The organism is Streptomyces sp. WM6378, assembly GCF_001279695.1.
Lineage (GTDB): Bacteria > Actinomycetota > Actinomycetes > Streptomycetales > Streptomycetaceae > Streptomyces.
The window spans coordinates 144,883-166,700 of the sequence record NZ_LGDD01000339.1 but is presented as its reverse complement, the minus strand read 5'-3'; the positions used below and the strand labels follow the sequence as shown (position 1 = coordinate 166,700).

Here is a 21,818-nt window from a genome sequence, read left to right as displayed (position 1 = left end):
CGCGCCCACCTTGTCTGTCGGGCCTTGTCTATCGGGCCCCCGGCTCGGCCCCCGCCGGGACTTCGTAGATCTTCCCGTCGACGCCGGACCGGTAGAGCTTGCCCGCCGAGAACCCGCGGTCGCCGTGGCCGTACGTGATCTGGGTGGAGAGGTACAGGCCCGACTGCACGGAGCAGAGCGTTCCCTGTTCGGCCCGCCAGATCTGACCGGCCGCGTGGGTGGCGATCAGGGGGCGGCCCCGGCTGTCGAGGGTGAGGCCGTCGGGGAGGCCGAGGGTGTCGGACGGGCCGGCGGGGATCCAGCGTTCGGGGTGCGCCGGGTCGTCGGTGGGGATGCGGTACAGCGCCGGGGCCGGGGTGGTCTGGATGACGTACACCTCGTTGCCCTGCGGGGAGACGGCGATGCCGTTCGGCATCAGGACATGGGCCCAGGCCGGGTCGACCCGGCCGTCGGGTGTGACGCGGCCGATGTTCCGGCCGCCCACGGTGGTGGTGTAGACGGTGCCGTCGGGTGCGAGGGCGACTCCGTCGATGCCGCCGAGCCCGGAGGCGTACGTGCTGACCTTGCCGGAGTCCGGATCCACCAGGAGGAGCTTCGAGACCGGGAAGAGGTCGCCGGTGAGTGAATGACCGAGGTCGTTCCCGGTGCCGACGAGAAGCCGGCCGTCGTCGCGGACGACGATGCCGCCGTTGGCGCCGATATCGCCGGTGAGGGCCACGGGAGCGCTGCCCGGTGCGTCGATGCGGTAGACGCGGCCGGTGAAGTAGGCGGTGGCGAACATGCGGCCCTGCTTGTCGACGATGATCGACTCGGCCCAGTCGGGTACTTGCGCGACCTGCACCGGTGGCGCGGCCGCTGTCGTCCCGCACGCGGGCGCCGCATGGGCGGGGGCCGGTGGCAGCAGAGCCGCGGCGGCGGCCAGCGCGACCGCGAGGAGGGCGCGCGGCCCCCGTATCGAGGTGCGGGGCATGTTCGTCGGCCTCATCAATTCCCTTCCCTGCGCGGGCTGTTGGGCAACACTTCGGCTCCGGGATCTTCCGGCACTGTAAGAGTGTGCGTCAACAGGGGGCAGGGCGAGGGGAGTTCCGCCGACTCGTCGGTGAGCCGCTGATGTGTGGCTGAGACGTGCTGTCCCGGGGCCGGAGGGGACTCAGTGGCGGCTTCGGTTGCCGATGAGGAGGCGGTAGAGCATGAGCACGATGACCGAGCCGACGATGGCGGCGATCCACGTCGAGAGGTGGAAGAACCCGTTGATGGAGTGGACGTGGAAGATGACCTTCCCGAGCCACCCGCCGAGGAGTCCGCCGACGATGCCGATGACCATGGTGACGAGACAGCCGCCCGGGTCCTTGCCGGGCATGATGGCCTTGGCGATGGCGCCGGCGAGAAGGCCGATGAGGATCCAGGCAATGATGCTCATGGTGAGTCCCATCCCAAGGTCGGGGTGCACCGCGCCGGCGCGGTGCAGGAGGTGGGCCGTTCCGGGGGGCCGGGGGCCTTGTCTGGAAGAGTGCCCCGGTCGGGAATCGCTATGCCCGCCGCATCGCCCATTGGGGGGTCATCGGTAGTGCATGGGGAGCAGCCGCGCCCGCTGAGCGGTGCCGCTCCGGGCAGTGCGCCCGCCCCCGGCACTCGCTGACCGTGCCCGTACGATCCCCTCCCGCCGATCGGCGTCCGAGCGGCGGGTTCGCCCCGCGGCCGGACGGCGGGACACGGCACCTCGGTGTTTGACGTGCGCCTTCCGAGGAACGCGGCGACACGGTCGCCGAACGCACCTCGGCGCCGACCGCCCGCGTCGCGCATCTCGCGTTCACATGGATGGACCGGCGCCCGGGTACTCAGCCGTGCGAGACGGTGAGCTTGTAGAAGGCGACCCGGGCGCCCTTGGTCGTGCTGTTGGAGGACGACTGGTTGTACGAGCCCGCCTTGAAGTACTGCTGGTAGCTGTTGAAGGAGGACGGGATCGCGTAGTGGGTGGTGCTTCCGTTGACCGTCAGGTCGATGGTGCGGCCCCCGGAGACGCCGATCGTGTAGCTCCACTTCGTGCCGACCGGCACGTGGCCCACCGTGTGGGTCGTCTGCCCGCCCGACGGTGAGTTCTCCGTGCCCAGGACGATGTCGCCGTTGGCCCGGTAGTAGAGCTCCACCAGTGGTTTGGTGGACGGGCCGCCCTTGCCGAGGTGGATCTGGCCGACGCAGACGTTGGACGTCACCGACACCACGCGCAGCGTCGCGTTCAGCCGGTGGGTTCCGCCCAGCGCCCAGTTCGCGGGGCTGCCGTCGCGGTTCATCTCGCGCAGTTCGGAGCGGGCGTGGTCGGAGTTCGGCGTGGTGACACCCTTTTCCGGGGCCCAGAACGTCATCGCGCCGTCGTGCGCGTCGCTGTAGAAGTACGCGTCCTGGTATCCGTTGGCGCCCTGGAGCCGGGACGACGGGATCGTGGTCGGCGACCCGGGCGAGCCCACCGGCTCCTGGAGCTCCCACACCGACAGGTCGAAGGTGCCGCCGGGCGCGACCGACGTGTTCGGGAGTGCGTGGGAGGCGCTGCTGGTGCCGGGAATGCTGTCGCTCTGTGCAGCAACTGCCTTGATTGCAGGGCTTGTTGCTGATAGTGGGGCCGCGAGGGAAAGGGTGCCGACGGCGACAGCAGTGGCGGTGAGGGGCAGGAGCAGGGGGCGTATGCGCATCAGGGGACCTTCTGGTGGGGGGTGTGTTGGTGACCGTGCGGTTGGCGGGAGCGCTGACATCTCCCCGTCATGTTCCGTATGTTGAACGCCGTGCTCGTTTATGAACGGGGAAACCGTAGGGCCCTGGCGTGGGCGCGTCAAGAGAGCCGGGGCCCGCCGTTCGATGAAGCGCGGACGGGGTACCCGGGGTGACATGGCATCAGGACCTCGGCTCCAGCGGCGTACCTGGCTAGCGGCGGTGGCCCGTGCGGCCGTGCTGATCGCGGGGTTCGTCTGCATGGTGGCGTTTGCGGTGGTGCTGGCCCGGGCCACCCTCGTCCCGTCACCCGCGTCCGTCCGGCTGACGCACACCAACCTGCGTCCGGGCGACTCGATACGCGCCTATCTCGCACAGCCCGACTGGCGGGACGCGGTGAAGCAGGTCGGCGGCAACGTGTTGCTCGGCATGCCCTTCGGGGTGCTGCTGCCGGTGCTGTTTCCCCGGACGCGCGGCCTCGTGCGCGTGGTCATCATGACCGCGTTCGTGATGTTCACCGTCGAGGCGGCCCAGGGTCTGTTGGTCACGGGCCGGGCCTTCGACGTCGACGACGTCATCCTCAACTCGCTTGGTTCCTTTGCCGGTTACCTGCTCCTGGGCCGTTGGCTCGGCCGCGCCCTGCACCCCCGGCGGCACCACTGGTGGCAACGCCGCCCGGCCGACTCCGTGGCCTGCGCCGAGGCGCCTCCCGACACCAGCGGGTCGAAGTCGCGCCTGCCCGCGATCCTGCGGGCGGCGCGCAAGCCGGCCCGGTGAGCGCCGGGCCGGCCGTGGGGTGGCACGGCTCGCGGGCACACCTCCATCGGTAGCCGTACTCACCCCGTACTGCTCACCTCGTGCTCCTCACTCCGTGGTGATCCCGGTGATGACCGCGTCGCCGAGTGGAGCCTCGTCCTCCGCGTAGCCTGCCGTCCGCAGTGCGGCGGTGACCGTCCGGCGAGCCTCGCGCTCGGCGCCCTCGGTGTCGTCGGCCTCCACTTCGAGGCGGATGCTGAAGGCCGACGACCCGCTGTAGAAGGTGAGCATCTCCAGGTGCTCCGCCTCGCCGACGCGGGTGCCGCGCGGGTCGGCCGGGCGCAGGGCGCGTTCGAGGGTCGCGGTGGTCGCCTCGGTGCGCTCCGCGAGAAGGGTTCCGGGGATCGTTACGACATAGGTGGTCATAGAGCTACGGGGTGCCCAGCGAGCCCCCTTCGTACACCCCGGAGTACCGCGAACGGCGTGCGGCACGGGGCTGGGCGGGCCTTCTTCAGGCCGGGCGACGGGACGGGGTGACCTGCGCGATGAGCAGGGCGATGTCGTCGTGGCCCTGCGGCGGGGGCAGCGCGGCGAGGAGGCGGTCGCAGGTCGCTTCCAGGGGCAGGCGGTGATGGGTGAGCGCGTCGAGCAGGGCGCGCAGCCGGTCGTCGATGGGCTGGTCGCGGGTTTCGACGAGGCCGTCGGTGTACAGGACGAGCCGGTCGCCGGGCGCACAGTCGACCGTGGTGGCCTGGAAGGGGACGCCGCCGACGCCGAGCGGCGCGCCGGTGGGGAGTTGCAGGAAGCGGGGGGCGCGGCCCGGGCGGTCCCAGATGGGTGGCAGATGCCCGGCGAGGGCGATGCGGCAGTGCGTGCGGTGCGGGTCGTAGACGGCGTACACGCAGGTGGCGGTCGTCTCGTCCAGCTCGGCGGTGATGCGGTCGAGGTGGCGCAGGACGTCGGCGGGGTCGAGGTCGAGGCCGGCCAGCGTACGGGTGGCGGTGCGCAACTGTCCCATCGTGGCAGCCGCGTTGATGCCGTGCCCCATCACGTCACCGACGACGAGCGCGGTCTTGTCGCCGGCCACGGGGATCGCGTCGAACCAGTCGCCGCCGGCCTCGCCGATGGCGGCCGCGGGCTGGTAGCGGTAGGCGACGTCGAGCCCCGTGGGCTGGGGCGGCTGGCGCGGCAGGAGGTGGCGTTGGAGCGAGAGGGCGGCGTGGCGCTGCTGCTGGTACCAGCGGGCGTTGTCTATGGAGACGGCGGCCCGGGTGGCGAGTTCGAGGGCCAGGACGGCGTCGTCGTGGGTGAAGGGCTGCGGATTGCGGGCCCGTTTGAGGTCGAGGGCGCCGAGGACCTCACCGCGCGCGATCAGCGGGACCGCCAGGTAGGAGTGCAGGCCCGCGCGGTCGAGGAGGGCGGCGGCCTCGTCGTCACGGGCGATGTTCGCCAGATCCCCCGGCCCGACGTGGCTGATCAGGACCGGCCGCGCCGTGGTGACGCACCGGGTGACCAGGCGCTCCGCGTTGTACTTCGCGATGTTGCCCGGGGGATCGGCCGCCGCCCGGAGCGCCTCGGAGGGATAGGCGGACGCGACGGCCAGGGCGCGGATGGACACGGGCCCCGTCGAAGGGGCCTTGGCGGCGCCGTGGCCCTCCAGGACGGAGTCGAGGAGGTCGACGGCCGCTATGTCGGCGAGGTCGGTCACCACGAGGTCCGCCAGCTCGTGGGCGGTGCGGTTCAGGTCGAGGGTGGTGCCCACGCGCACCGACGCACGGGCGATCAGGTCGAGGCGTCTGCGGGCCTCGGCGGCCTCATTCGCCGCGTGGTACTGCTCGCTGACGTCCACGACCGACGTCGCGACGCCGAGTACCCGGCCGGCCGGGTCCTCCAGGCGGTAGTACGACACGTTCCAGGCGTGCTCGTTCGGATCGCCGAAGGTCCGGCCGATGGCCGTCTCGTCGAGCAGCGGCACGCCCGTCTCCAGGACCCGCCGCATCACGGACTCGATGTGCGCGGTGTCCAGGAACGGCAGGGCGTCATGGACCGTCCGCCCCATGTGATCGGCGGACGTGACCCCGTTGATCCGTGCCAGCGCCGGGTTGACCAGGACGTAGCGCAGGTCGGTGTCCAGCACCGCCAGGCCGATCGGCGACTGTGACACGAGGCGCACCGAAAGGGCCAGGTCGCGCTCGACGGCGCGCAGCGTCGGCTCGTCGGTGGCGATTCCCAGCGCGTACAGGCCGCCGTGCTCGTCCTGGAGCCGCATGTTGCGGAACTCCACCATCCGCGTGCGGCCGTCCTTGTGCCGGACCGGGAAGACGCCCGCCCATGCCCCGCCGCCGCTCATCACCCGGGCGAACAGGTCGAGGACCTGCGGGCGGTGCTCCTCGGCCACCAGGAGCTTCGCGGCGGAATGGCCGAGGGCGTCCTGCGCGTCCCAGCCGAACAGCTCGTGGGCCTGCGGGCTCCACAGGGCGATCCGGCCGGTCTCGTCCAGGACGATGGCGGCGACCCCCAGCACGTCGAGGAGGCCGCCCGGCTCGGATGCGGCGACGCGCAGCGGACCGAGCCGCTCCCCGAATACCTCGGATGCGTTCATCGTCGGCCCTTCGTCAGCCCGCCAGACGCCTCACTCCTGTCTCAGCGCCTTCACCATCTTCTCCCGGCGCGCAGAGATCGGCAGAGGAGATCCGGGAAGAGAGTCGGGTCGCGCACGCTGAGTAACTGCCTCGGGCGCCGGGCCGCGCCCGAGGCGGTGGGACGGTCAGCGCGCCCGGTCGGGCTGCGCCTCCCGATCCCGCGCAGGCGCGGCCTGGTGGTCCTGCGCCTGAGGCTTCCCGCGCTGCTCGTCGTGCTGCGCCAGGACCGCGAGGAGGGTGGCCACGGTCAGTCCGGCCTCGGCCGGGTGTCTCAGGGGCGTGCTCGGTTCGATGCGGTACGTGTTGGAGCGCCCGTGCCGGGTGTGGGAGAGGTATCCGGCCTCCTCCAGATCGGCGATGATCCGCTGGACGGCGCGCTCGGTGAGCCGGCAGTGCGCGGCGATGTCGCGTATGCGGGTCGAGGGGTCGTCGGCGATCGCGGCCAGCACGCGGGCGTGGTTGGTGAGGAACGTCCAGCCTGCATGCGGTTCAGGTACGGCACCCATGCCCCCAGGGTAGGACGAGGCATTCGCGCAAACAATCAGGCGAAACACCTTTCGCGAATCGCCTGTCGGTCCCAGGGGCGGCTTTCACCCGCGCCGGTCATGGTGAAGCGGATCACACGGCCGGGGTGTCACGTTTCTTTGGGGCGAGGTGTCTCGATGGGCGTGCGTGGACAGGGGAGCAGGCATGAACAGCGAAAAGAGGTCTGGTGGGATGCCAGGGTATGCATGCGCGGCAGGGGGGAGGCGGGTCGTGACTGAGGACGCCTTCAGCGAGCACCGCCCGCTGCTGTTCACGATCGCCTACGAGATGCTGGGCAGCGCCGCCGACGCCGAGGACGTGCTTCAGGAGAGCTATCTGCGGTGGAGCGCGGTCGACCCGGCCGAGGTCGAGCATCCGCGCGCCTACCTGGTGCGCGTGGTGACCCGGCAGTCGCTCAATCATCTGCGTACGGTCAAGGCACGGCGCGAGGAGTACATCGGCACCTGGCTGCCCGAGCCGATCCGCACCGGACCCGCGGTGAGCGAGGACGCGATCCTGGCCGAGTCCGTGTCGATGGCCCTGATGCTCGTCCTGGAGACGCTGAACCCGACCGAGCGCGCGGTGTTCGTGCTGCACGACGTGTTCGGCTACAGCCACGGCGAGATCGCCGCCTCGATCGGCAAGAACGAGGTGACGGTCCGTCAAATCGCTCACCGGGCACGGCGGCACGTACACGCGCGGCGCCGGCGCTTCGAGCCCGGATCCGAAGCCACCCGCGAGATCGTCCAGCGGTTCCTGCTCGCGACGTCGACCGGTGAGATCCAGGCGCTGATGGATCTGATGGCGCCCGACGTCGTTCAGATCGCCGACGGCGGCGGGAAGGTGACCGCCGCGCGTCGCCCGATCACCGGCAGCGAGGAGGTGGCCCGGTTCGTCCTCGGTGTGGCCCGTACCAGCATCACCCCCGACACCCGGATCGAGCACGCCACGTACAACGGCATGCCCGCGGCACGGTTCCTCACCGACGGCGAACTCGACTGGCTGGTCGCCTTCGAGATCCACGACGGGCGGATCACCGGCCTCTATGCCGTGCGCAACCCGGACAAGCTGCACCGCGACGACGTGGTGCGCCCACTCGACAGAGGAGTGCACTGACCGTGGAAACCATGACCGCCGAGCGTGTCATCGACGCCCCCATCGACGATGTCTTCGCCTGGCTCACCACGACCACCAACTACGAGCGCTCCCCCCTGGTGCTGCGCTGCCGGCTGACCCGGCGGGGCGAGTCCACGCCCTACGGCGTGGGTGCGGTGCGCAGCCACCTCTGGGCGATCGGCTGGCTCAGGGAGCGCATCACCCGTTACGAGGCGCCCTACGCCACCGAATACGTCGTCGAGCGCAGTGTGCCGCCGTCCCGGCACGAGTTCGGCGGCATGACGTTCACCGAGGTCGACGGGGGTACCCGGGTCCACTGGACCACCCGCGCGGAGATGAAGCTGCCGGTGCTGGGCCCCGTCCTGACCCGGGTCCTCGTGCGGCCGATGATCACCCGTTCCTTCGCCAGCATCCTCGACGCGGCCGACGCCGCGCTGACCCGACAGCCGCACGTGAACGGGAAGATGACGAAGCGTCAGCGGCCCGCGTGAATCAGCGCGCCGGATCCAGATGCGGCCGAACGCGCCTGCGCTCACGGGGGGCCGGTCGAGTGACCGCCACGCCGAGCGGCGCCGGCTGGGGCACGTAGCCGAAGTGGCGGGAGTCTGGGTGCGCGCCGCATCGCTCCGCACGACCAGCGACCCGGGCGGCACCAGCGAGCCGTCCGAGGCCCCGACGACGGCGCGGACCTCGGGCGGCACGGGGTCACCGGGCATCGCCGAGACCCGCTTGACCAGCCAGGACAGGGCTTCGTCGCCATCGCCGAACGGCAGTGGATTGCGGAAGACCACCGCGTCGCCGAGCCGCACCCGCTGGGTGCGGCGCACCAGCAGGCGGTCGCCGTCGGCGAAGGCCGGCGCCCTGCTCGACCCGGTGACCCTGACCGGCGTGACGCGGGCCCGCAGGGCGCGTACGGAAAGGAGGAGCACGCCCGCGCCCACGGCCGGCGCCGCCGTGGTCCGCCCGGCATCCGTCATGTGAGCGCGCCTTTCGTTCCGGGCGGTTCACGTGGCCGCCGCCGGGGTCCTGGGCCGGTCGCCGCGCTCGGCGTACCCGGCCGCCTGCAGCGCGAAGAGCCGGGCGTAGTGCCCGCCGCGCAGGGCCGTCAGCTCGTCGTGGGAGCCGAGTTCGGCGATCTCGCCGTCCACCAGGACGGCGATGGTGTCCGCCTCGCGCAGGGCGCCGAGCGAATCGCGGCGTTCGGCGCGCTGGTGGGCGCGCTGCTCGTGATCTTCACGGACGGACTGGGCGTGCTGTTCGACGACGGTACGCCGCGCACGTCGGGGCGGGGTCCGCAGATCCGCGTCCTGACCTCAACCGGCCTGGTTCGCCCGTCGGTTGAGGCTGCCTCGGGGCTCACAGCCCGGTCGCCCCGAACCCTCCTGCTGAAGGCGGACACCCCGCCGCACGCTGACACGAGACCCCGGAGAGTCACCCATGCCCTTCCTCGTCGCCGCCGTCGCCCTCATCGCCGTGCTCTGTCTGCTCAACCTGCTGCTCACCTTCGACCCGGCCCGCCTCCCGGCGCCCTCGAAGACGACGGTCTGACTCCGGGCCCACCGCAAGTTCCGCTCTACGGCTGGACGTTGGGGCTCGGTGAGCACTCCAACTGTTTCTGACTGGGTATGGCCCCGCAGATCGTCACGGACTCCGCCGGTGCGTCGTCGGTGACCGCGAGCATCTGGGTGTAGGTGTCCCGGTCGGTCCGGATCGTGGCCTGGAGTTCCAGGCCGGTCCGGTCCCGGATCTTGACGACGTCGCCGACCGCGCCGTTCTCGATCCGCCCCCACACCGCATGGCAGGCGGGGCTGTACCGCAGCTCGATGTGCATGCCGCGCAGCCAGGTGTCGTGCGAGGTGCTCGCGTCCCACTGGCAGTCCATGGCCTGCGGATCACGCCGTAGGCAGGTGTCTCCGGAACAGCGCGCGTCCACCTTCCCGCCTGCGGGCACGGGAGCCGCCTGGCCGGTCCCGGCACCCGATGCCTGGGCGCCGGGCGTCTTGGCGGCCCCGCCATGTGCGCCGGACGCGGTTCCCATGACCACAACGGTGGCGACCGCGCCCATGACCGCGCCCGTCGCGATGTAGCCGACGGCCCCGAGTCTTCGCTGCCAGGACGGGCGCCCGACGAGCCGCCGCCGGGCGGGGGCCGGTTCGGGTGGGCGGGGCGCGTCGCGTTCCGGCTCCACGACCGTGGGTGCCGGGTCCTGGGGCTCGGCCGTAGTGGCTGCGGGCTCGGGTGTCGCGGGCTCAGGTGCCAACGCCTCGGCGGCGGCCGGTTCCTGGGCAGGCGGCTGCGCCTGGCCCGCCGCCACGAGCAGGGCGAGCAGCGGACGCGGGTCCGCTCCGGTGGCCGCGGCGAACTGCTCGACGGCCACCTTGGAAGGGAGCTGCTTCCCGTTCAGGAAACGCTCCCAGGAGGAGCGGCTGTAGTGGGTCCGCTCGGCCAACTGGCCGTAGCTGAACCCGGATGCCTGCTTGACGCGGCGCAGTTCCCCGAAGAGCTGTTCCTGCGTCCCCGCCGGTGCATCGGTCTGGTCCGACACGTGCTTCCCCCGTCATCACTCGCGGCGGACGGCAACTCTCCTGGCCATCACGCGGACCACAGAGTAACCGGACCTTTCGTCCGAAGGCGTCGATGTGGGCGTCGCACCCGTCGCAGGGCGGGGCAGTGTGTGGATCACCACACTCCGGGCTCACTCGGCGGTGCGCCGGAAGGCGGCGCGGTAGTCCCGTGGACGTCGGCCGGTGTGTCGGGCGAAGAGCGCGGCGAAGGTTCCCGGGTCGCGGTAGCCGACCGCCGTGGCGATGCCGGCGACGGTGCGGTCCGTGGTCTCCAGGAGGTGCCGGGCGCGCCGGACGCGGGACAACTGCAGGTACTCCAGCGGACTCTGCCCCGTCTCACCCGCGAAGCGTCGCAGCAGCGTACGCGTACTGACATTGAACGTGTCCGACAGCGCGGCCAGGTCGTACCGGTCGGCGAGGTTCTGGTCGAGCCGGCGCATGACCCGGCGGGAGAAATCGGATCCCGGCTGAGGAAGAAGGCCGACGTCGACGTACGGAGTCTGGGACGAGCGGGCGTCGTCGAGCAGGGCCACCCGTGCGGTCGTCCGTGCCACCTCGGCACCGCTGTGCTCGCGGATCAGGCCGAGGGCGAAGTCGTACATGGCACTGAACGCGGCCGTCGTCGTCACACCCCTGTCGGTGACGACGAGATGCTCCGGCCGGACATCGGCGTCCGGACAACGCCGGGCCAATCCGTCCGCCAGTAGCCAACAGGTCGTCGCCCGTCGCCCGTTGAGCAGCCCGGCCTCGGCGAGCAGGAACGCGCCGACGCAGATCGAGACGACGACGTCGCCCGCGGTCGCGTGGGAGCGGATCACGGCGATTTCAGGGGCGAGGGCGGCGAGTTTCGCGTCCACGTCGAGGCCCGGTACGAGCTCGAAGCCCGGCACGACAAGTACGTCGACCTGGCGCGGCGGAGAGACGGCCAGCTGCGCGCCGCCCGACGCGATGACACGCCGGCGAGGCGAGACGATCGACACCTCGTACCCGGCGCGGTCGGGTCCCGCGACGTGCGCGGCCATCGTCAAGAGGTCGGGTACGCCGAACACTTCGGACGCGAAGCAGCCCGGGTAGGCCAGGACACCGATCCGCAGCGCACTCACGTTTGCCCATCCCACCGTGGCGAGATTACCCGCATGTCTGGCGATCCGGCCCCTCGTTCTGCCGGGCACATGGGGCCACGCTGCGACCATGAGTACTGACAGCGGATGCCTCGACGACCCGGTTTCGGACTTCTCCCGCCAACTCGTGGACGTGGACGGGGTGGTGAAGGCGGTATACGTCGCCGGTTCCGGGCCGGCCGTCGTGCTGATGCCGGAGATGCCGGGCATCAGCCCCGACGTCCTGCGCATGGCGCGGTGGGTGCGGGACGCGGGATTCACCGTCCACGTCCCCTCGCTGTTCGGGGTCGACGGCGCCCGTCCCACGGTGGAGGGCGGGGAGCGGATCGTCCGTCGCGCATGTGTCAGTGCGGAGTTCCGCGCGTTCGCCGGGGGTGGCACGAGCCCCGTGACGGCGTGGCTGCGCGGGCTCGCGCGCCGGGCGCATGCCGCGTGCGGCGGCGTGGGAGTCGGCGCGATCGGGCTGTGCTTCACCGGCAACTTCGCCCTCACCATGACGCTGGAGCCGGCCGTCGTAGCCCCCGTGCTCGGCCATCCGTCGCTGCCGCTGGACGACCCCGCGGGGCTCGAAATCAGCGACGAGGACGCGCGTGCGGTCCGCGACCGCGTCGAGCGCGACGGCCTGAAGGTCCTCGCCTACCGCTTCGAGGGCGACCGCTGGTGCACGGGCCGGCGCTTCGCCGCCTACCGGGCGCTGCTCGGCGACGCCTTCGACGGCCGTGTCCTGCCCGACAGCGCCGCGAACACCGACCCGCCCCCCTTCTTCCGCGACGTGGTCGGCACCCCGCACAGTGTGGTCACCGCACACCTCGTCGACGAGGCCGGCCATCCGACGCTGAAGGCCAGGGACGAGATCCTCGACTTTCTGGCCGAGCGCCTTGGGGCTCGGAACTAAGCCCGAACTTGTTCGTAACGAACATGTTCGTTACCGTGGACGTGTGACTCCACAGACCCCAGCCCCCCGCAGCCGTCGCGAGCGGCCCGCCAAGCCCGCGCTCACCCACGAGGGCATCGTCGCGACGGCGGTCCGCCTGATGGAAGCCGAAGGGCTGCAGCGCGTCACCATGCGCCGCCTGGCCCAGGAGCTCGACACGGGTCCCGCGTCGCTGTACGTGTACGTGGCCAACACCGCCGAACTGCACGCGGCGATCCTGGAGGAACTCCTGGGCGCGGTCGACCTGGCACCCGCCGCCACCCGGGGCGACTGGCACGAGCGGCTGCTCCACGTGCTCGGCTCGTACGTCGATGTGCTGTTCGCCAACCCGAGCCTGGCCCGCGCCGCACTGGTCGCGCGCCCCGCGGGCCCGAACTACCTGGCGCTGGTCGAGGCCATTCTGGCGCTCCTGCACGAAGGCGAGGTGCCGGACGCGCAGGCCGCCTGGGGCGTGGACGTACTGCTCCAGGTCGCCACCGCCACCGCCGCCGAACACTCGACCCGCGAACAGTCCGGCAACGCCGAGAGCGAGCACGACACCGTCGCCGCGGCCCTGCGCGAAGCCTCGCCCGACACCCACCCGCGCATCGCCGCGCTCGGTGACGACCTCGTCTCCGGCACGCCTCGGCAGCGCTTCGCCTGGATCTTCGGCGCGGTGATCAACGGCACGAAGACCACCCCGCGTGCCTGAGGGCTACCCGCGTCACCGTCCGCACGCCCCGGGCCACCGGACCTACGCAATGAAATGAGAGCACCCCATGAACACCCCCATGAGCACCCCCATCGGCTCCACCGCGAGCAGCCACACCCCGCACCACCCCATCGCCGTCATCGGCGCCGGGCTCGGCGGTCTCACCCTCGCCCGCGTCCTGCACGTACACGGCATCGAAGCCGCCGTCTTCGACCTCGACGCCTCCCCGGACGCCCGCACCCAGGGCGGCATGCTCGACATCCACGAGGAATCAGGCCAAGAGGCCCTGCATGCCGCGCAGTTGCACCACGAGTTCCTCGCCAAGGTGCACCCGGGCGGCCAGGCGATGCGCATCCTCGACAAGCACGCCCGCGTGCTGCGCGAGGAGGCCGACGACGGAACCGGCGGCCGCCCCGAGATCGACCGAGGCGACCTGCGCGCGCTGCTCCTCGGCTCCCTGCCGCCCGGCACGGTGCGCTGGGACTCCAAGGTCACGGCGGCGCGTCCGGTGGGCGGGGGAGTGCACGAGGTGACCCTCGCCGACGGCAGTGCGTTCACCACCGGTCTCCTCGTCGGCGCCGACGGAGCGTGGTCCCGGGTCCGGCCGCTGCTGTCCGGAGCGACACCCACGTACACCGGAATCAGCTTCGTCGAACTCGACCTCCTGGAGGCGGAGACCCGCCATCCCGAGGCGGCGCGGCTCGTCGGTGGCGGCATGCTCTTCGCGGTGGGCGACGACAAGGGATTCCTCGGCCACCGGGAATCCGACGGCAGCCTGCACATCTACGCCGCGCTGCGTACCGCCGAGGAGTGGCTGTCCGGCATCGACTTCACCGACACGGCGGCTGCCAGGACAGCAGTCCTGGACCAATTCGCCGACTGGGCAGCCGAGTTGAGGAGGCTGGTCACCGACGCCGACGGCCCGATGACACCCCGGACGATCCACGCCCTGCCCATCGGTCACCGCTGGGAGCGCGTGCCGGGCGTGACCCTCCTCGGCGACGCGGCGCATCTGATGTCCCCGTTCGCCGGGGAAGGCGCCAACCTCGCGATGATCGACGGCGCGGACCTCGGACGCTCCCTGGCCCGCCACGCCGGGAACATCGAGGTGGCCCTGGCGGCATACGAGGAGAAGCTCTTCCCGCGTGCCGAAGCGACCGCCAGGGAGTCGGCCGATGGGCTCGACACCATCTTCAACGCTGATGCGCCGCGGCCGTTGCTCGACATGTTCGCGGCTTTCGACGCCCAGACGGCCTGAGGTCAACGCCAGGCGGGTTCGCCGCGGATGACGGGCGGCGTCCTCCGCGGCGAACTGATGAGCCGTCAGCCGTCGATGCGGTGCTGGGTCCAGAACGAGGTCAGGTCCGTGGTCGTGGCCGCCTGGGCCGCCGCCTTGAACTCGGCCGTCGTCGAGACTCCGTACCAGTGCGAAGTGGCGTAGTCCTTCAGCAACTTGGCCATGACGCTGTCACCGAGGACGCGCCGCAGGTCGTGCAGGGCGCACTTGCCGTAGCCGTAGACGACGGTCGAGTACCGGGAGGAGTGGGCGTCCCAGTACGCCATGGAGTTCGTGATCTTCTCGGCGGACGACGCCCACGACACGCTGTTCCAGCAGTTGGCGCCGGTCTTGTTCTGCGCCAGATCGGTGGAGTAGTCGGCGAACGCCTCGTCCAGCCAAGGGCTGTTGTACTCGTCGTCGCCGACGATGCCGTACCACCACTGGTGCCCGATCTCGTGCGTGAGCGCCGTGGTGGAGACCAGGTCGAGGACGAAGCCGGGGTATTCCATGCCGCCGAACCAGTAGTTGTTGTCGATCACCGCGTCCAGCTCGCCGTACGGGTACGCCCCGAAGCGGGCCGCGTGCGTGTCCACGGCGGACTTGGCGGTGGCCAGCATCGACTGGGCGTCGGAGGAGCTGATGCCCGAGACGGAGTAGATGTTGATGGCGGTGCCGGCGGGCGAGGTGCCGGAGATCTTGCTGAACGGGCCGGCCGCCCAGGCGAAGTCGCGAACCTTGGACGCGGTGGCCGTGGTGACGGTGCGTCCGCTGGAGCCGGGGGTGTCGACCGAGGTGCCGGTGGCCGGGACCAGCAGGCTGGTGGGGTGGTCGAGGGTCACCTTGAAGTCGGCGGCCAGCGAGTAGAAGGACTCGCCGTTGTTGGTGTACGGGTCCAGGTGCCAGCCCGCCGCGTCACGGATGGCCAGGACCGGCAGGGCGTTGCCTATGTTGTTGAACGCCCCGTCGGCGCCGAAGCGGTCGGCGCCATCGGGCACGGTGATGCCCAGGTCGAAGCCGATCGTGGCGCTCTGCCCCTGGGCCAGCGGCGTCGGCAGGTCGATCTTGAGGGCCGTGCAGCCGACCGAGAGGGCGCCCGCGGTACCGCCGGTGACGTTGCTGACCGTGATCGGCATCGCTGAGCAGGTGCCGTGGTAGTTGTCCCACAGCCGCAGATACACCTCGCCGAGCGCGGTGGCCGAGGCGTTGGTGAAGGTCGCACTCTCGTGCCCGGTCCAGCCGTTGCCGCTCGCGTTGCTGGTCAGACTGACGTCGTACGAGGGCGCGGCCGGCGTGCGGGTGGAGTCCGCGGGCGGGGTCGAGCCGCCGGAGGTGTCGAGGGCGACGTCGTCGAGGACGAAGCTCGTCTTGAGGCTGGAGTCCTCCGTGCCGGTGAAGGCCACGTTGACGGTCTGCCCCGCGAAGCTGGACACGTCGAACGACTTCTGCACGTACCCGGTGTTCTTGTCGAGGTTCGAGTACGTCGCCAGCGTGGTGCCGCCGATCTTCGCCGTCAGCTTGTCGTACGCGGTCGACGAGGTCGTCTCGGCCGTGTCGATGTGCAGCCAGAACGTGAGTGTGGCGGTGCTGCAGCCGGACGGGATGGTGACGCTCTGGGAGAGGGTGTCGGTGTGTGTGCTGCCCACACCGTTCAGCCAGGCGAAGTGGGTGCCGCCGTGGGCGCTCTCGCCGGTGCGATTGGTGATCACGCTTGTCGACGACTGGGTCCAGGGTGAAGTACCACTCTCGAAGCCACCGTTGGCGACCACCTGGGCCGGGGTGCAGGCATCGGCGCGCGGGGCCTGGGCCGACGCCGGGGTGGCGGGAAGGGATACGGCAGCCAGCGCGGCGACGGCGCACGCGGCCGCCGCGAGGGACTTGTGGGGGGTGGATCTCACACGGAACTCCTTTGAGGCGGCCGGGATTCCGGCCTGCTCGGTGGTCGCCCGGCCCGGCTTGGGTGCGCCGGAGGACGACCGCGGGCGGTGCGCGGCACGTGCACGATCTCTGAGGTGAGACTTGTACCGCCGTCTCCCCGGGGTCAGGGCGTCGGCTGGGGGGAAGCTTGGCAGGTCTGATCGGAGCATGCCAAGAGAAGCGCTGGACGTGTTTGCGGCAGAACCGGAAGGGCGCGCACCGCCCTCTTTGTGGCAGAACCGGAAGGGCGCGCACCGGCCTCGATTCCCGAGACCGGCACGCGCCCTTCAGCCCTGTGGTACCCCTACGGTGCCGCGTGCACCTCCCTCTCGGAGTCCTCCTCCGCCACCTCCGTCGCGCGCGGCCGGAGCATCGTCGCGGCCAGCGCCGCCGTGGCCACGAGAACGGCCGCGGCCACCCCGGCGACCGTGGTGAAGCCCTGGTCGTAGGCCCGGCGGGCCGCCGCGGTGAGGTTCGCGGCGGTGGTGGCGGGGAGCTGCTTCAGGACGTCCTCCGCCGAGGCGAACGACTCCTGGGCGGCGCTCTGCTGCCCCGGGCTCAGGCCGGGCACCTCGGGCAGCGACGTGCGGTACGTCGCGGCGAGCGCGGTGCCGAGGATGGCGACGCCGAGCCCGGCGCCGAGCTCGAAGGAGGTCTCCTGGATCGCGGCGGCCTCGCCGGAGCGTTCGGGGTTCGCCGCGGCCATGATGGAGTCCGCGCCCAGCGTCATCACGACTCCCGCGCCCAGCCCGGCGGCGACGAGCGGCACCACGAGCCTGGCGTAGTGCGAGGTGTCCCCGGTCAGTGCCAGGGCCGACGCCGCCGCCGCGAACAGGCCGAGCGAACCGGTCAGCGCCCAGCGGTTGCCCCAACGCGCCGAAGCCCAGGGCGCGGTGGTGGCCCCCACCGCGTTCGCCGCCGCCAGCGGCATGAGGGCGAGCCCGGCCCGTACCGGCGAGAACCCGCCGACCTGCTGGAACCACTGGGTGAGGAAGAACAGCAGCGCCACATAACTTCCGAAGCAGCCGATCACGCAGAGCGTCGCGGTGGAGAAGCGCCGGTCGGCGAAGAGCGAGAAGTCCAACAGCGGTTCCGACAGGCGCCGTTGGCGACGTACGAAGAGGAAGAGCAGCAGCGCCCCGCCGACTGCCGCGGCCAGGATGAGCGGATCGACCCCCACGCGCTCGCCGGCCTGCTTCAGCGCGTACACGACCCCCGCGAGCCCGGTGATCGACAGGGCGACGCTGGCCATGTCCCAGCGCCGCGGGGAAGGGTTGCGGGATTCGGGCACCACACGGGCGCCCACGACCAGGATGACGAGCACGATCGGCACATTGACCAGAAAGACCGCGCCCCAGCCCCAGCGTTCGGTGATCAGGCCGCCGAGCAGTGGGCCGAGGGTGGCGCCGACACTGTGGGCCGAGGTCCAGATGCCGATCGCGATGGCGCGTTCCCGGTCGTCGGTGAACACGACGCGGATGATGGCCACGGTCGACGCCATGATCATCGCGGCCCCGACGCCCAACGCGACCCGGGCGGCGATCAGTTGGGGCGTCGAGTGGGAGAACGCGGCGGCCGCCGACGCGAGCCCGAACACGGCGAAGCCGCTGAGCACCATGCGCTTGCGCCCGATGCGGTCGCCGAGGGTGCCGCAGGTGACGAGCAGCGAGGCGAGGGTGAGCGAGTAGATGTCGACGATCCACAGGAGTTGGACGCCGCTGGGATGCAGGTCGAGGGACATGCTCGGCACGGCCGCGTGCAGCACGGTCAGGTCGATCCCGCACAGCAGCAGGCTGGTGGAAACCACCGCGAGGACCAGCCATTTGCGCCGCTGCGCGGCGGCATCCGGTTCGCCCGGGATCTTTGCGGGGGCATCGCTATTCGTCATGCTCGCACTATCGTGGGATACGAATACAGGGCGCAAGTACGGTCTCGAATGTGACGTAGTATCAAGATGTATACCAGGTTTCAAGATGTATACCGTCAAGGTATATGCCGTGGTGGAGGTGGAGTCGTGCGCGACGGTTCGGAACGCGCGGAAAACACGCCGGAATATTGCGCGATCGAGAGCGCCATGGAGGTCCTGGGTGGCCGATGGAAACTGGCCATCCTGAAGGAACTTCTGGCCGGGACACGGCGGTTCAGTGAGCTCAAGCGAGCCCTGCCCCGGATCACCCAGCGGATGCTCACCCGCCAGTTACGCGAAATGGAGACCGACGGCCTGGTCATAAGGACCGTTTACCGGGAGGTGCCGCCGAAGGTCGAGTATTCGCTCACCGAGATCGGCCGCAGCCTGGACGAAATCGCGGAACAACTCGACACCTGGGGGCGCTGGTACCGGACGATGCGGGCCATTGAGACGGACCCGGACCGCGAATTCCCGGTGGCTGATCCTCGTGACGCGGACGCGGAAATCCCCGTCGTACGTGCCTAGCACGCACCCCGCGTGGCCGATGAGCCACGCGGGGTGCCCGCACCACCCGCTCAGAACTCCAGCAGGTTCTGCCGGAGCGTGTTCCCGGGGGTGTACGCGGAGCGGGTCAGCCCCCGGCGTTGCAGCGCCGGGACGAGCCCGTCGGTGACCTCGGCGATGTAGCGGCGGTTCAGCCGCAGCACAGGCGTCGTAATCATGAAGCCGTCGCCGCCGACCTCCTCCATCACCTCACCCATCCGCTCGGCCACCTGGTCCGGGGTTCCGATCAGCTCAACCGAGGAGACCAGCCCGCCCGCGGCGTCGACGACCAGCTCACGCAGCGTTTTGCCGCTGCCCCACTGCTGGAGCTGGTCGAGCGAGCCCTGTTCCCCATTGGTCTCAAGGCGGTACGGGAGCGGCTCGTCCAGATCGAACTGGGCGAAGTCGATCTCCGTGAGCGCGGATGTCTCGGCGAGGATGTCATGGATGAACTCGGGCGAGTTGATCATCCGGGTGTGCTTGTCCCGCGCATCCTGTTCGGTCTCGCCGAGCACGGGCGTGATGCAGAACAGGACCTTGATGGCGTCCGGGTCGCGCCCGTGGTCCTTGGCGTGGGCCCGCACGTCGTCGCGGAACTGCTTCATGCCCTCCACGCCATTGGCGATGGCGATGATCGAGTCCGCGTTGCGGGCCGCGAAGGCCCGGCCCCGGGGAGAGGCACCCGCCTGCACGAAGGCCGGCCGGTGCTGGGGCGAGGGCACCGTGTTCAAGGGGCCGCGCACCTGGAAGTACTTGCCCTTGAAGTGGATGGGCCGCACCTTGGTGTGGTCCGCGTACACGCCCTTCTCGCGGTCGAGTACGACGGCGTCCGCGTCCCAGGACGCGAAGAGCTGCTTGACGACGTCGACGTATTCGTCGGCCATCTCGTACCGGACATCGCGCGGCGGCAGCTTGTCGAGGCCGAAGTTCTGCGCGGCCAGGTCCTCCGCGCTGGTGACGATGTTCCAGCCGAACCGGCCACCCAGCATGCTGTCGAGGGTCGAGGAGAGCCGCGCCGTCATGAACGGCGGATACGCCAGTGTGGAAAGGGTGGCCACGATGCCCAATTGCGAGGTCGCCACCCCCATGGCCACCGCCAGCGGCACGGGGTCGTGCTTGGGCACCACCATCGCCTGCCTGAGAGCCGCCTCGGCGGAGCCGCCGTAGGACTCCGGCACCATCAGCTTGTCCTCGACGATGACGTAGTCGAAGCAGGCGCGCTCCAGCGCCTGGGCCACCTCGGTGTGGAACTTCCCGTCCCACGGCGACCCGCCGGTCCCGAACGGGCCCTGCCAGTCGTCGGGGGTGAAGTTGAAGATGAAGGCGAGATGGAACTTGCCCGCCGACCGGTCCTGCGATGTGGTCCTTGTCATGCGCGTCGTCCCTTCGGTGCGGCTGAGACCGCTGCGGCTTTGTCACTGCGGCCGTTGGGGGACGTACGGCCGCGTCGGTCCGGGCGGGTGCGGGCGAGCAGCAGGCCATCGCCGTGGCGGACCATGGCCAGCGCCTCGTCGGTCACGTGGCGGAAGAGCTTCTCGCCGAGCTCCGCGCTGGATCCCGAAGTGGACGACAGGATCCCGTTGTTGGAGATCTGCTTCACATCGATGGGGTGCAGATAGACCCCGCTGCGCGGCGGATCGTCGTGCTCGGGCCGCTCCTCGGTGACCAACTCCGGGCGCAGGTGCAGCATCAGGCTGGTCTCGGTCAGGCCGGCGTGCTCCGCGTGCCAGCCGGGGAAGCCGGGCACCTCGGCGGCGATCCACGATTCCTGGACGAGGCTCCACCAGCTGAAGGCGTACACCTCGCGGCCGTCGAGGAGACCGCGAGCACGTACTTGATCGAGCGCCTCGAAGAGGAAGGGCTCGTTCTCGAAGTGGCCGTTCACGATGATCAACCGCTCGAAGGGCAGCGCGACGAGCGACTCCAGGGCTTCCCGTACGAAGCGGATGAGGGTGTCGCCGCCCACGTACAGCGTGCCGGGGAAGGAGAGCCCGCCGCCGCTCTGCGGGAGCGAGCGGGCGGCGATCTGGTGCACGGGCAGGGTGAGTCCGTCAAGACCGGCGGCGATCTCGGCCGCGAACGCCTCGGCGAGGTCGGAGTCGACGCTGAGCGGCAGGTGCGGGCCGTGCTGTTCGGTGGCGCCGATCGGCCAGACCAGGGTCCTGCCCTGGACGGACCGGTTCACGTCGGCGCTGGTCAGGGCGGAGTACGCGGCGTGGGTCATCGGGCCGCTCCCGCCGTGGCGCCGGCCGGGCGCACGAGGGCGGCACCGGTCTCGGTCACGATCCGGTCCAGCGTCTCGTACATGTCGGTGTGCAGCGCCGTGTAGACCTGCGCCACGTTCGCGCCCACGCTCAGATAGTCGGCGACGTCCCGGCCGGAGCTCACGCCGCCGCAACCGAGGACGGGCAGGTCGAATCCGCGTCGCCGGAGCTGCCAAATGGCAGCCAGGACAAGGGGTTTGATGGCGGGGCCCGAGTAGCCGAAGACGCCGCCGAGTTCGAGGTCGCCGGTTTCGGGCGAGACGGCGGCGCCGGAGATCGTGTCGCTGACCGTGACGGCGTCCGCGCCGCCCGCGACTGCCGCGCGCACCCGGTCCGCCAGGCCCTCGCCGATGGCGAGTTTGACCGAGATCGGCAGCGTGGTGCGGGCGCGGGTGGCCGCCGTGTAGGCGTGGACCCGGTCGGGAGTGTCCTCCTCGCCGCCGGGCTCCTCGTTGATGCAGGAGATGCCGAGCTCCAGCGCCGGGCAGCCGGTGGCCGCCACGCGGGCGGCGAGCTCACCGAGCTCGGCCGGGGTGTCGGCGTGCACGGAGGCGATCACCGGTAACCGCTCGTCCGCGAAGGACGTGAGGACCGCCAGCCAGTGCTCGACCGACCTCTTGGAGTACGTGGTGCTGTTCAGCATGCCCGAAGGCAACCGTAAGATCCGCTCGTCGAGATCCTGGGGCGGACTGGGGTGGATCGTCTTGGTGACGACGGCCCCCGCGCCGGTCGCGAGGAGCTTGCGGATGTTGCGTTCCTGGTCGGTGAGCAGGCCGGAGCCGACCACGACCGGATTCTTGAGGGTGAGTCCCAATATGCGTACGGCGTCGGACAATTGAGGTCTCCGTGGTGAGGCT

21 protein-coding genes and 1 pseudogene are annotated in these 21,818 nt (G+C 70.7%); 7 read left to right on the top strand and 15 right to left on the bottom strand.

The genetic code is table 11. The annotated features are described in order from the left end of the window. Positions 1-28 precede the first annotated feature (28 nt). The 3 genes from ADK54_RS38735 to ADK54_RS38725 all read right to left on the bottom strand — a co-directional run bounded on the left by ADK54_RS38735 (position 29) and on the right by ADK54_RS38725 (position 2,687). Positions 29-985 carry an SMP-30/gluconolactonase/LRE family protein gene (locus tag ADK54_RS38735; RefSeq protein WP_063802152.1) on the bottom strand — a complete coding sequence of 319 codons (957 nt, stop codon included), beginning with the start codon at positions 983-985 and terminating at the stop codon, positions 29-31. 165 nt (positions 986-1,150) lie between these two features. After that, positions 1,151-1,420, bottom strand: a complete 270-nt coding sequence (locus ADK54_RS38730; RefSeq protein WP_053730579.1) for a GlsB/YeaQ/YmgE family stress response membrane protein — start codon at positions 1,418-1,420, stop codon at positions 1,151-1,153. A 418-nt stretch (positions 1,421-1,838) separates the two neighbouring features. Then, complete coding sequence (locus ADK54_RS38725; protein WP_053730510.1) at positions 1,839-2,687, bottom strand: polysaccharide lyase family 7 protein; 849 nt, start codon at positions 2,685-2,687, stop codon at positions 1,839-1,841. Positions 2,688-2,880: 193 nt separating this feature from the next. Here ADK54_RS38725 and ADK54_RS38720 point away from each other — a divergent pair, with 193 nt between their 5' ends. Further along, positions 2,881-3,480 (top strand): VanZ family protein, encoded by a 600-nt coding sequence (locus ADK54_RS38720; RefSeq protein ID WP_107090727.1) that lies wholly within the window; start codon positions 2,881-2,883, stop codon positions 3,478-3,480. Positions 3,481-3,567: 87 nt separating this feature from the next. Here the strand turns inward: ADK54_RS38720 and ADK54_RS38715 are convergent, their stop codons facing one another. The 3 genes from ADK54_RS38715 to ADK54_RS38705 form a co-directional block, all read right to left on the bottom strand. After that, positions 3,568-3,885 (bottom strand): hypothetical protein, encoded by a 318-nt coding sequence (locus ADK54_RS38715; RefSeq protein ID WP_053730509.1) that lies wholly within the window; start codon positions 3,883-3,885, stop codon positions 3,568-3,570. A gap of 85 nt (positions 3,886-3,970) precedes the next feature. Further along, positions 3,971-6,061, bottom strand: coding sequence for a SpoIIE family protein phosphatase (locus ADK54_RS38710; RefSeq protein ID WP_053730508.1), 2,091 nt, complete (start codon positions 6,059-6,061; stop codon positions 3,971-3,973). Positions 6,062-6,226: 165 nt separating this feature from the next. Beyond that, the gene (locus ADK54_RS38705; protein WP_053730507.1) at positions 6,227-6,607 is read right to left on the bottom strand and encodes a helix-turn-helix transcriptional regulator; all 381 of its coding nucleotides are present in this window, start codon (positions 6,605-6,607) and stop codon (positions 6,227-6,229) included. 250 nt (positions 6,608-6,857) lie between these two features. Between ADK54_RS38705 and ADK54_RS38700 the strand changes: the two genes are divergently transcribed. Further along, complete coding sequence (locus ADK54_RS38700) at positions 6,858-7,742, top strand: RNA polymerase sigma-70 factor (RefSeq protein WP_053730506.1); 885 nt, start codon at positions 6,858-6,860, stop codon at positions 7,740-7,742. A gap of 2 nt (positions 7,743-7,744) precedes the next feature. After that, on the top strand, positions 7,745-8,233 hold the full coding sequence (locus ADK54_RS38695) for an SRPBCC family protein (RefSeq protein WP_053730505.1): 489 nt from the start codon (positions 7,745-7,747) through the stop codon (positions 8,231-8,233). Positions 8,234-8,500: 267 nt separating this feature from the next. On the opposite strand, the pseudogene ADK54_RS49015 reads toward ADK54_RS38695, so the two are convergent. From ADK54_RS49015 to ADK54_RS38680, 4 genes and pseudogenes are all read right to left on the bottom strand, one after another. Next, positions 8,501-8,719: pseudogene (locus ADK54_RS49015) on the bottom strand (S24/S26 family peptidase); the annotation flags it as partial. Positions 8,720-8,746: 27 nt separating this feature from the next. Then, entirely contained in the window at positions 8,747-8,890 is a 144-nt protein-coding gene (locus ADK54_RS44300; protein WP_420717475.1) for a hypothetical protein, read from the bottom strand. 425 nt (positions 8,891-9,315) lie between these two features. Then, a complete protein-coding gene (locus tag ADK54_RS38685) occupies positions 9,316-10,287 on the bottom strand; it encodes a helix-turn-helix domain-containing protein (protein WP_053730503.1) in 972 nt (323 codons plus the stop codon). 150 nt (positions 10,288-10,437) lie between these two features. Further along, on the bottom strand, positions 10,438-11,409 hold the full coding sequence (locus ADK54_RS38680) for a GlxA family transcriptional regulator (RefSeq protein ID WP_053730502.1): 972 nt from the start codon (positions 11,407-11,409) through the stop codon (positions 10,438-10,440). Positions 11,410-11,497: 88 nt separating this feature from the next. On the opposite strand from ADK54_RS38680, the gene ADK54_RS38675 reads away from it, so the two are divergent. From ADK54_RS38675 to ADK54_RS38665, 3 genes are all read left to right on the top strand, one after another. Further along, positions 11,498-12,322 (top strand): dienelactone hydrolase family protein, encoded by an 825-nt coding sequence (locus ADK54_RS38675; RefSeq protein ID WP_053730501.1) that lies wholly within the window; start codon positions 11,498-11,500, stop codon positions 12,320-12,322. Between the two features lie 43 nt (positions 12,323-12,365). Beyond that, positions 12,366-13,052: a TetR/AcrR family transcriptional regulator gene (locus ADK54_RS38670; RefSeq protein WP_053730500.1), complete on the top strand. Its 687-nt coding sequence runs from the start codon at positions 12,366-12,368 to the stop codon at positions 13,050-13,052. Between the two features lie 79 nt (positions 13,053-13,131). Continuing rightward, entirely contained in the window at positions 13,132-14,310 is a 1,179-nt protein-coding gene (locus ADK54_RS38665; protein WP_053730578.1) for an FAD-dependent oxidoreductase, read from the top strand. A gap of 65 nt (positions 14,311-14,375) precedes the next feature. On the opposite strand, the gene ADK54_RS38660 is transcribed toward ADK54_RS38665, so the two are convergent. Both ADK54_RS38660 and ADK54_RS38655 read right to left on the bottom strand, forming a co-directional pair. Beyond that, positions 14,376-16,226: a M1 family aminopeptidase gene (locus ADK54_RS38660; protein WP_053730499.1), complete on the bottom strand. Its 1,851-nt coding sequence runs from the start codon at positions 16,224-16,226 to the stop codon at positions 14,376-14,378. Positions 16,227-16,549: 323 nt separating this feature from the next. Continuing rightward, positions 16,550-18,133, bottom strand: a complete 1,584-nt coding sequence (locus ADK54_RS38655) for an MFS transporter (protein ID WP_053730498.1) — start codon at positions 18,131-18,133, stop codon at positions 16,550-16,552. 186 nt (positions 18,134-18,319) lie between these two features. Between ADK54_RS38655 and ADK54_RS44295 the strand changes: the two genes are divergently transcribed. Beyond that, on the top strand, positions 18,320-18,679 hold the full coding sequence (locus ADK54_RS44295) for a winged helix-turn-helix transcriptional regulator (RefSeq protein ID WP_199827138.1): 360 nt from the start codon (positions 18,320-18,322) through the stop codon (positions 18,677-18,679). A 50-nt stretch (positions 18,680-18,729) separates the two neighbouring features. Here ADK54_RS44295 and ADK54_RS38645 read toward each other — a convergent pair whose 3' ends face one another. From ADK54_RS38645 to ADK54_RS38635, 3 genes are read right to left on the bottom strand one after another with little or no spacing between them, the layout of a single operon-like run. Beyond that, the gene (locus tag ADK54_RS38645; RefSeq protein WP_053730497.1) at positions 18,730-20,070 is read right to left on the bottom strand and encodes an NtaA/DmoA family FMN-dependent monooxygenase; all 1,341 of its coding nucleotides are present in this window, start codon (positions 20,068-20,070) and stop codon (positions 18,730-18,732) included. Next, on the bottom strand, positions 20,067-20,921 hold the full coding sequence (locus ADK54_RS38640; protein WP_078966965.1) for a creatininase family protein: 855 nt from the start codon (positions 20,919-20,921) through the stop codon (positions 20,067-20,069). Before ADK54_RS38640 ends, ADK54_RS38645 begins: the two co-directional genes overlap by 4 nt. Beyond that, positions 20,918-21,796, bottom strand: a complete 879-nt coding sequence (locus ADK54_RS38635) for a dihydroorotate dehydrogenase (RefSeq protein WP_053730496.1) — start codon at positions 21,794-21,796, stop codon at positions 20,918-20,920. The genes ADK54_RS38640 and ADK54_RS38635 overlap by 4 nt, the downstream gene beginning before the upstream one ends. Positions 21,797-21,818 lie beyond the last annotated feature (22 nt).

Excerpts from the sequence above, each read along its gene's own strand:
- ADK54_RS38735 (WP_063802152.1), bottom strand. The coding sequence starts at position 985 with ATGAGGCCGACGAACATGCCCCGCACCTCGATACGGGGGCCGCGCGCC.
- ADK54_RS38730 (WP_053730579.1), bottom strand. The coding sequence starts at position 1,420 with ATGAGCATCATTGCCTGGATCCTCATCGGCCTTCTCGCCGGCGCCATC.
- ADK54_RS38725 (WP_053730510.1), bottom strand. The coding sequence starts at position 2,687 with ATGCGCATACGCCCCCTGCTCCTGCCCCTCACCGCCACTGCTGTCGCC.
- ADK54_RS38720 (WP_107090727.1), top strand. The coding sequence starts at position 2,881 with ATGGCATCAGGACCTCGGCTCCAGCGGCGTACCTGGCTAGCGGCGGTG.
- ADK54_RS38715 (WP_053730509.1), bottom strand. The coding sequence starts at position 3,885 with ATGACCACCTATGTCGTAACGATCCCCGGAACCCTTCTCGCGGAGCGC.
- ADK54_RS38710 (WP_053730508.1), bottom strand. The coding sequence starts at position 6,061 with ATGAACGCATCCGAGGTATTCGGGGAGCGGCTCGGTCCGCTGCGCGTC.
- ADK54_RS38705 (WP_053730507.1), bottom strand. The coding sequence starts at position 6,607 with ATGGGTGCCGTACCTGAACCGCATGCAGGCTGGACGTTCCTCACCAAC.
- ADK54_RS38675 (WP_053730501.1), top strand. The coding sequence starts at position 11,498 with ATGAGTACTGACAGCGGATGCCTCGACGACCCGGTTTCGGACTTCTCC.
- ADK54_RS38665 (WP_053730578.1), top strand. The coding sequence starts at position 13,132 with ATGAGCACCCCCATCGGCTCCACCGCGAGCAGCCACACCCCGCACCAC.
- ADK54_RS38655 (WP_053730498.1), bottom strand. The coding sequence starts at position 18,133 with ATGACGAATAGCGATGCCCCCGCAAAGATCCCGGGCGAACCGGATGCC.
- ADK54_RS44295 (WP_199827138.1), top strand. The coding sequence starts at position 18,320 with ATGGAGGTCCTGGGTGGCCGATGGAAACTGGCCATCCTGAAGGAACTT.
- ADK54_RS38645 (WP_053730497.1), bottom strand. The coding sequence starts at position 20,070 with ATGACAAGGACCACATCGCAGGACCGGTCGGCGGGCAAGTTCCATCTC.
- ADK54_RS38640 (WP_078966965.1), bottom strand. The coding sequence starts at position 20,921 with ATGACCCACGCCGCGTACTCCGCCCTGACCAGCGCCGACGTGAACCGG.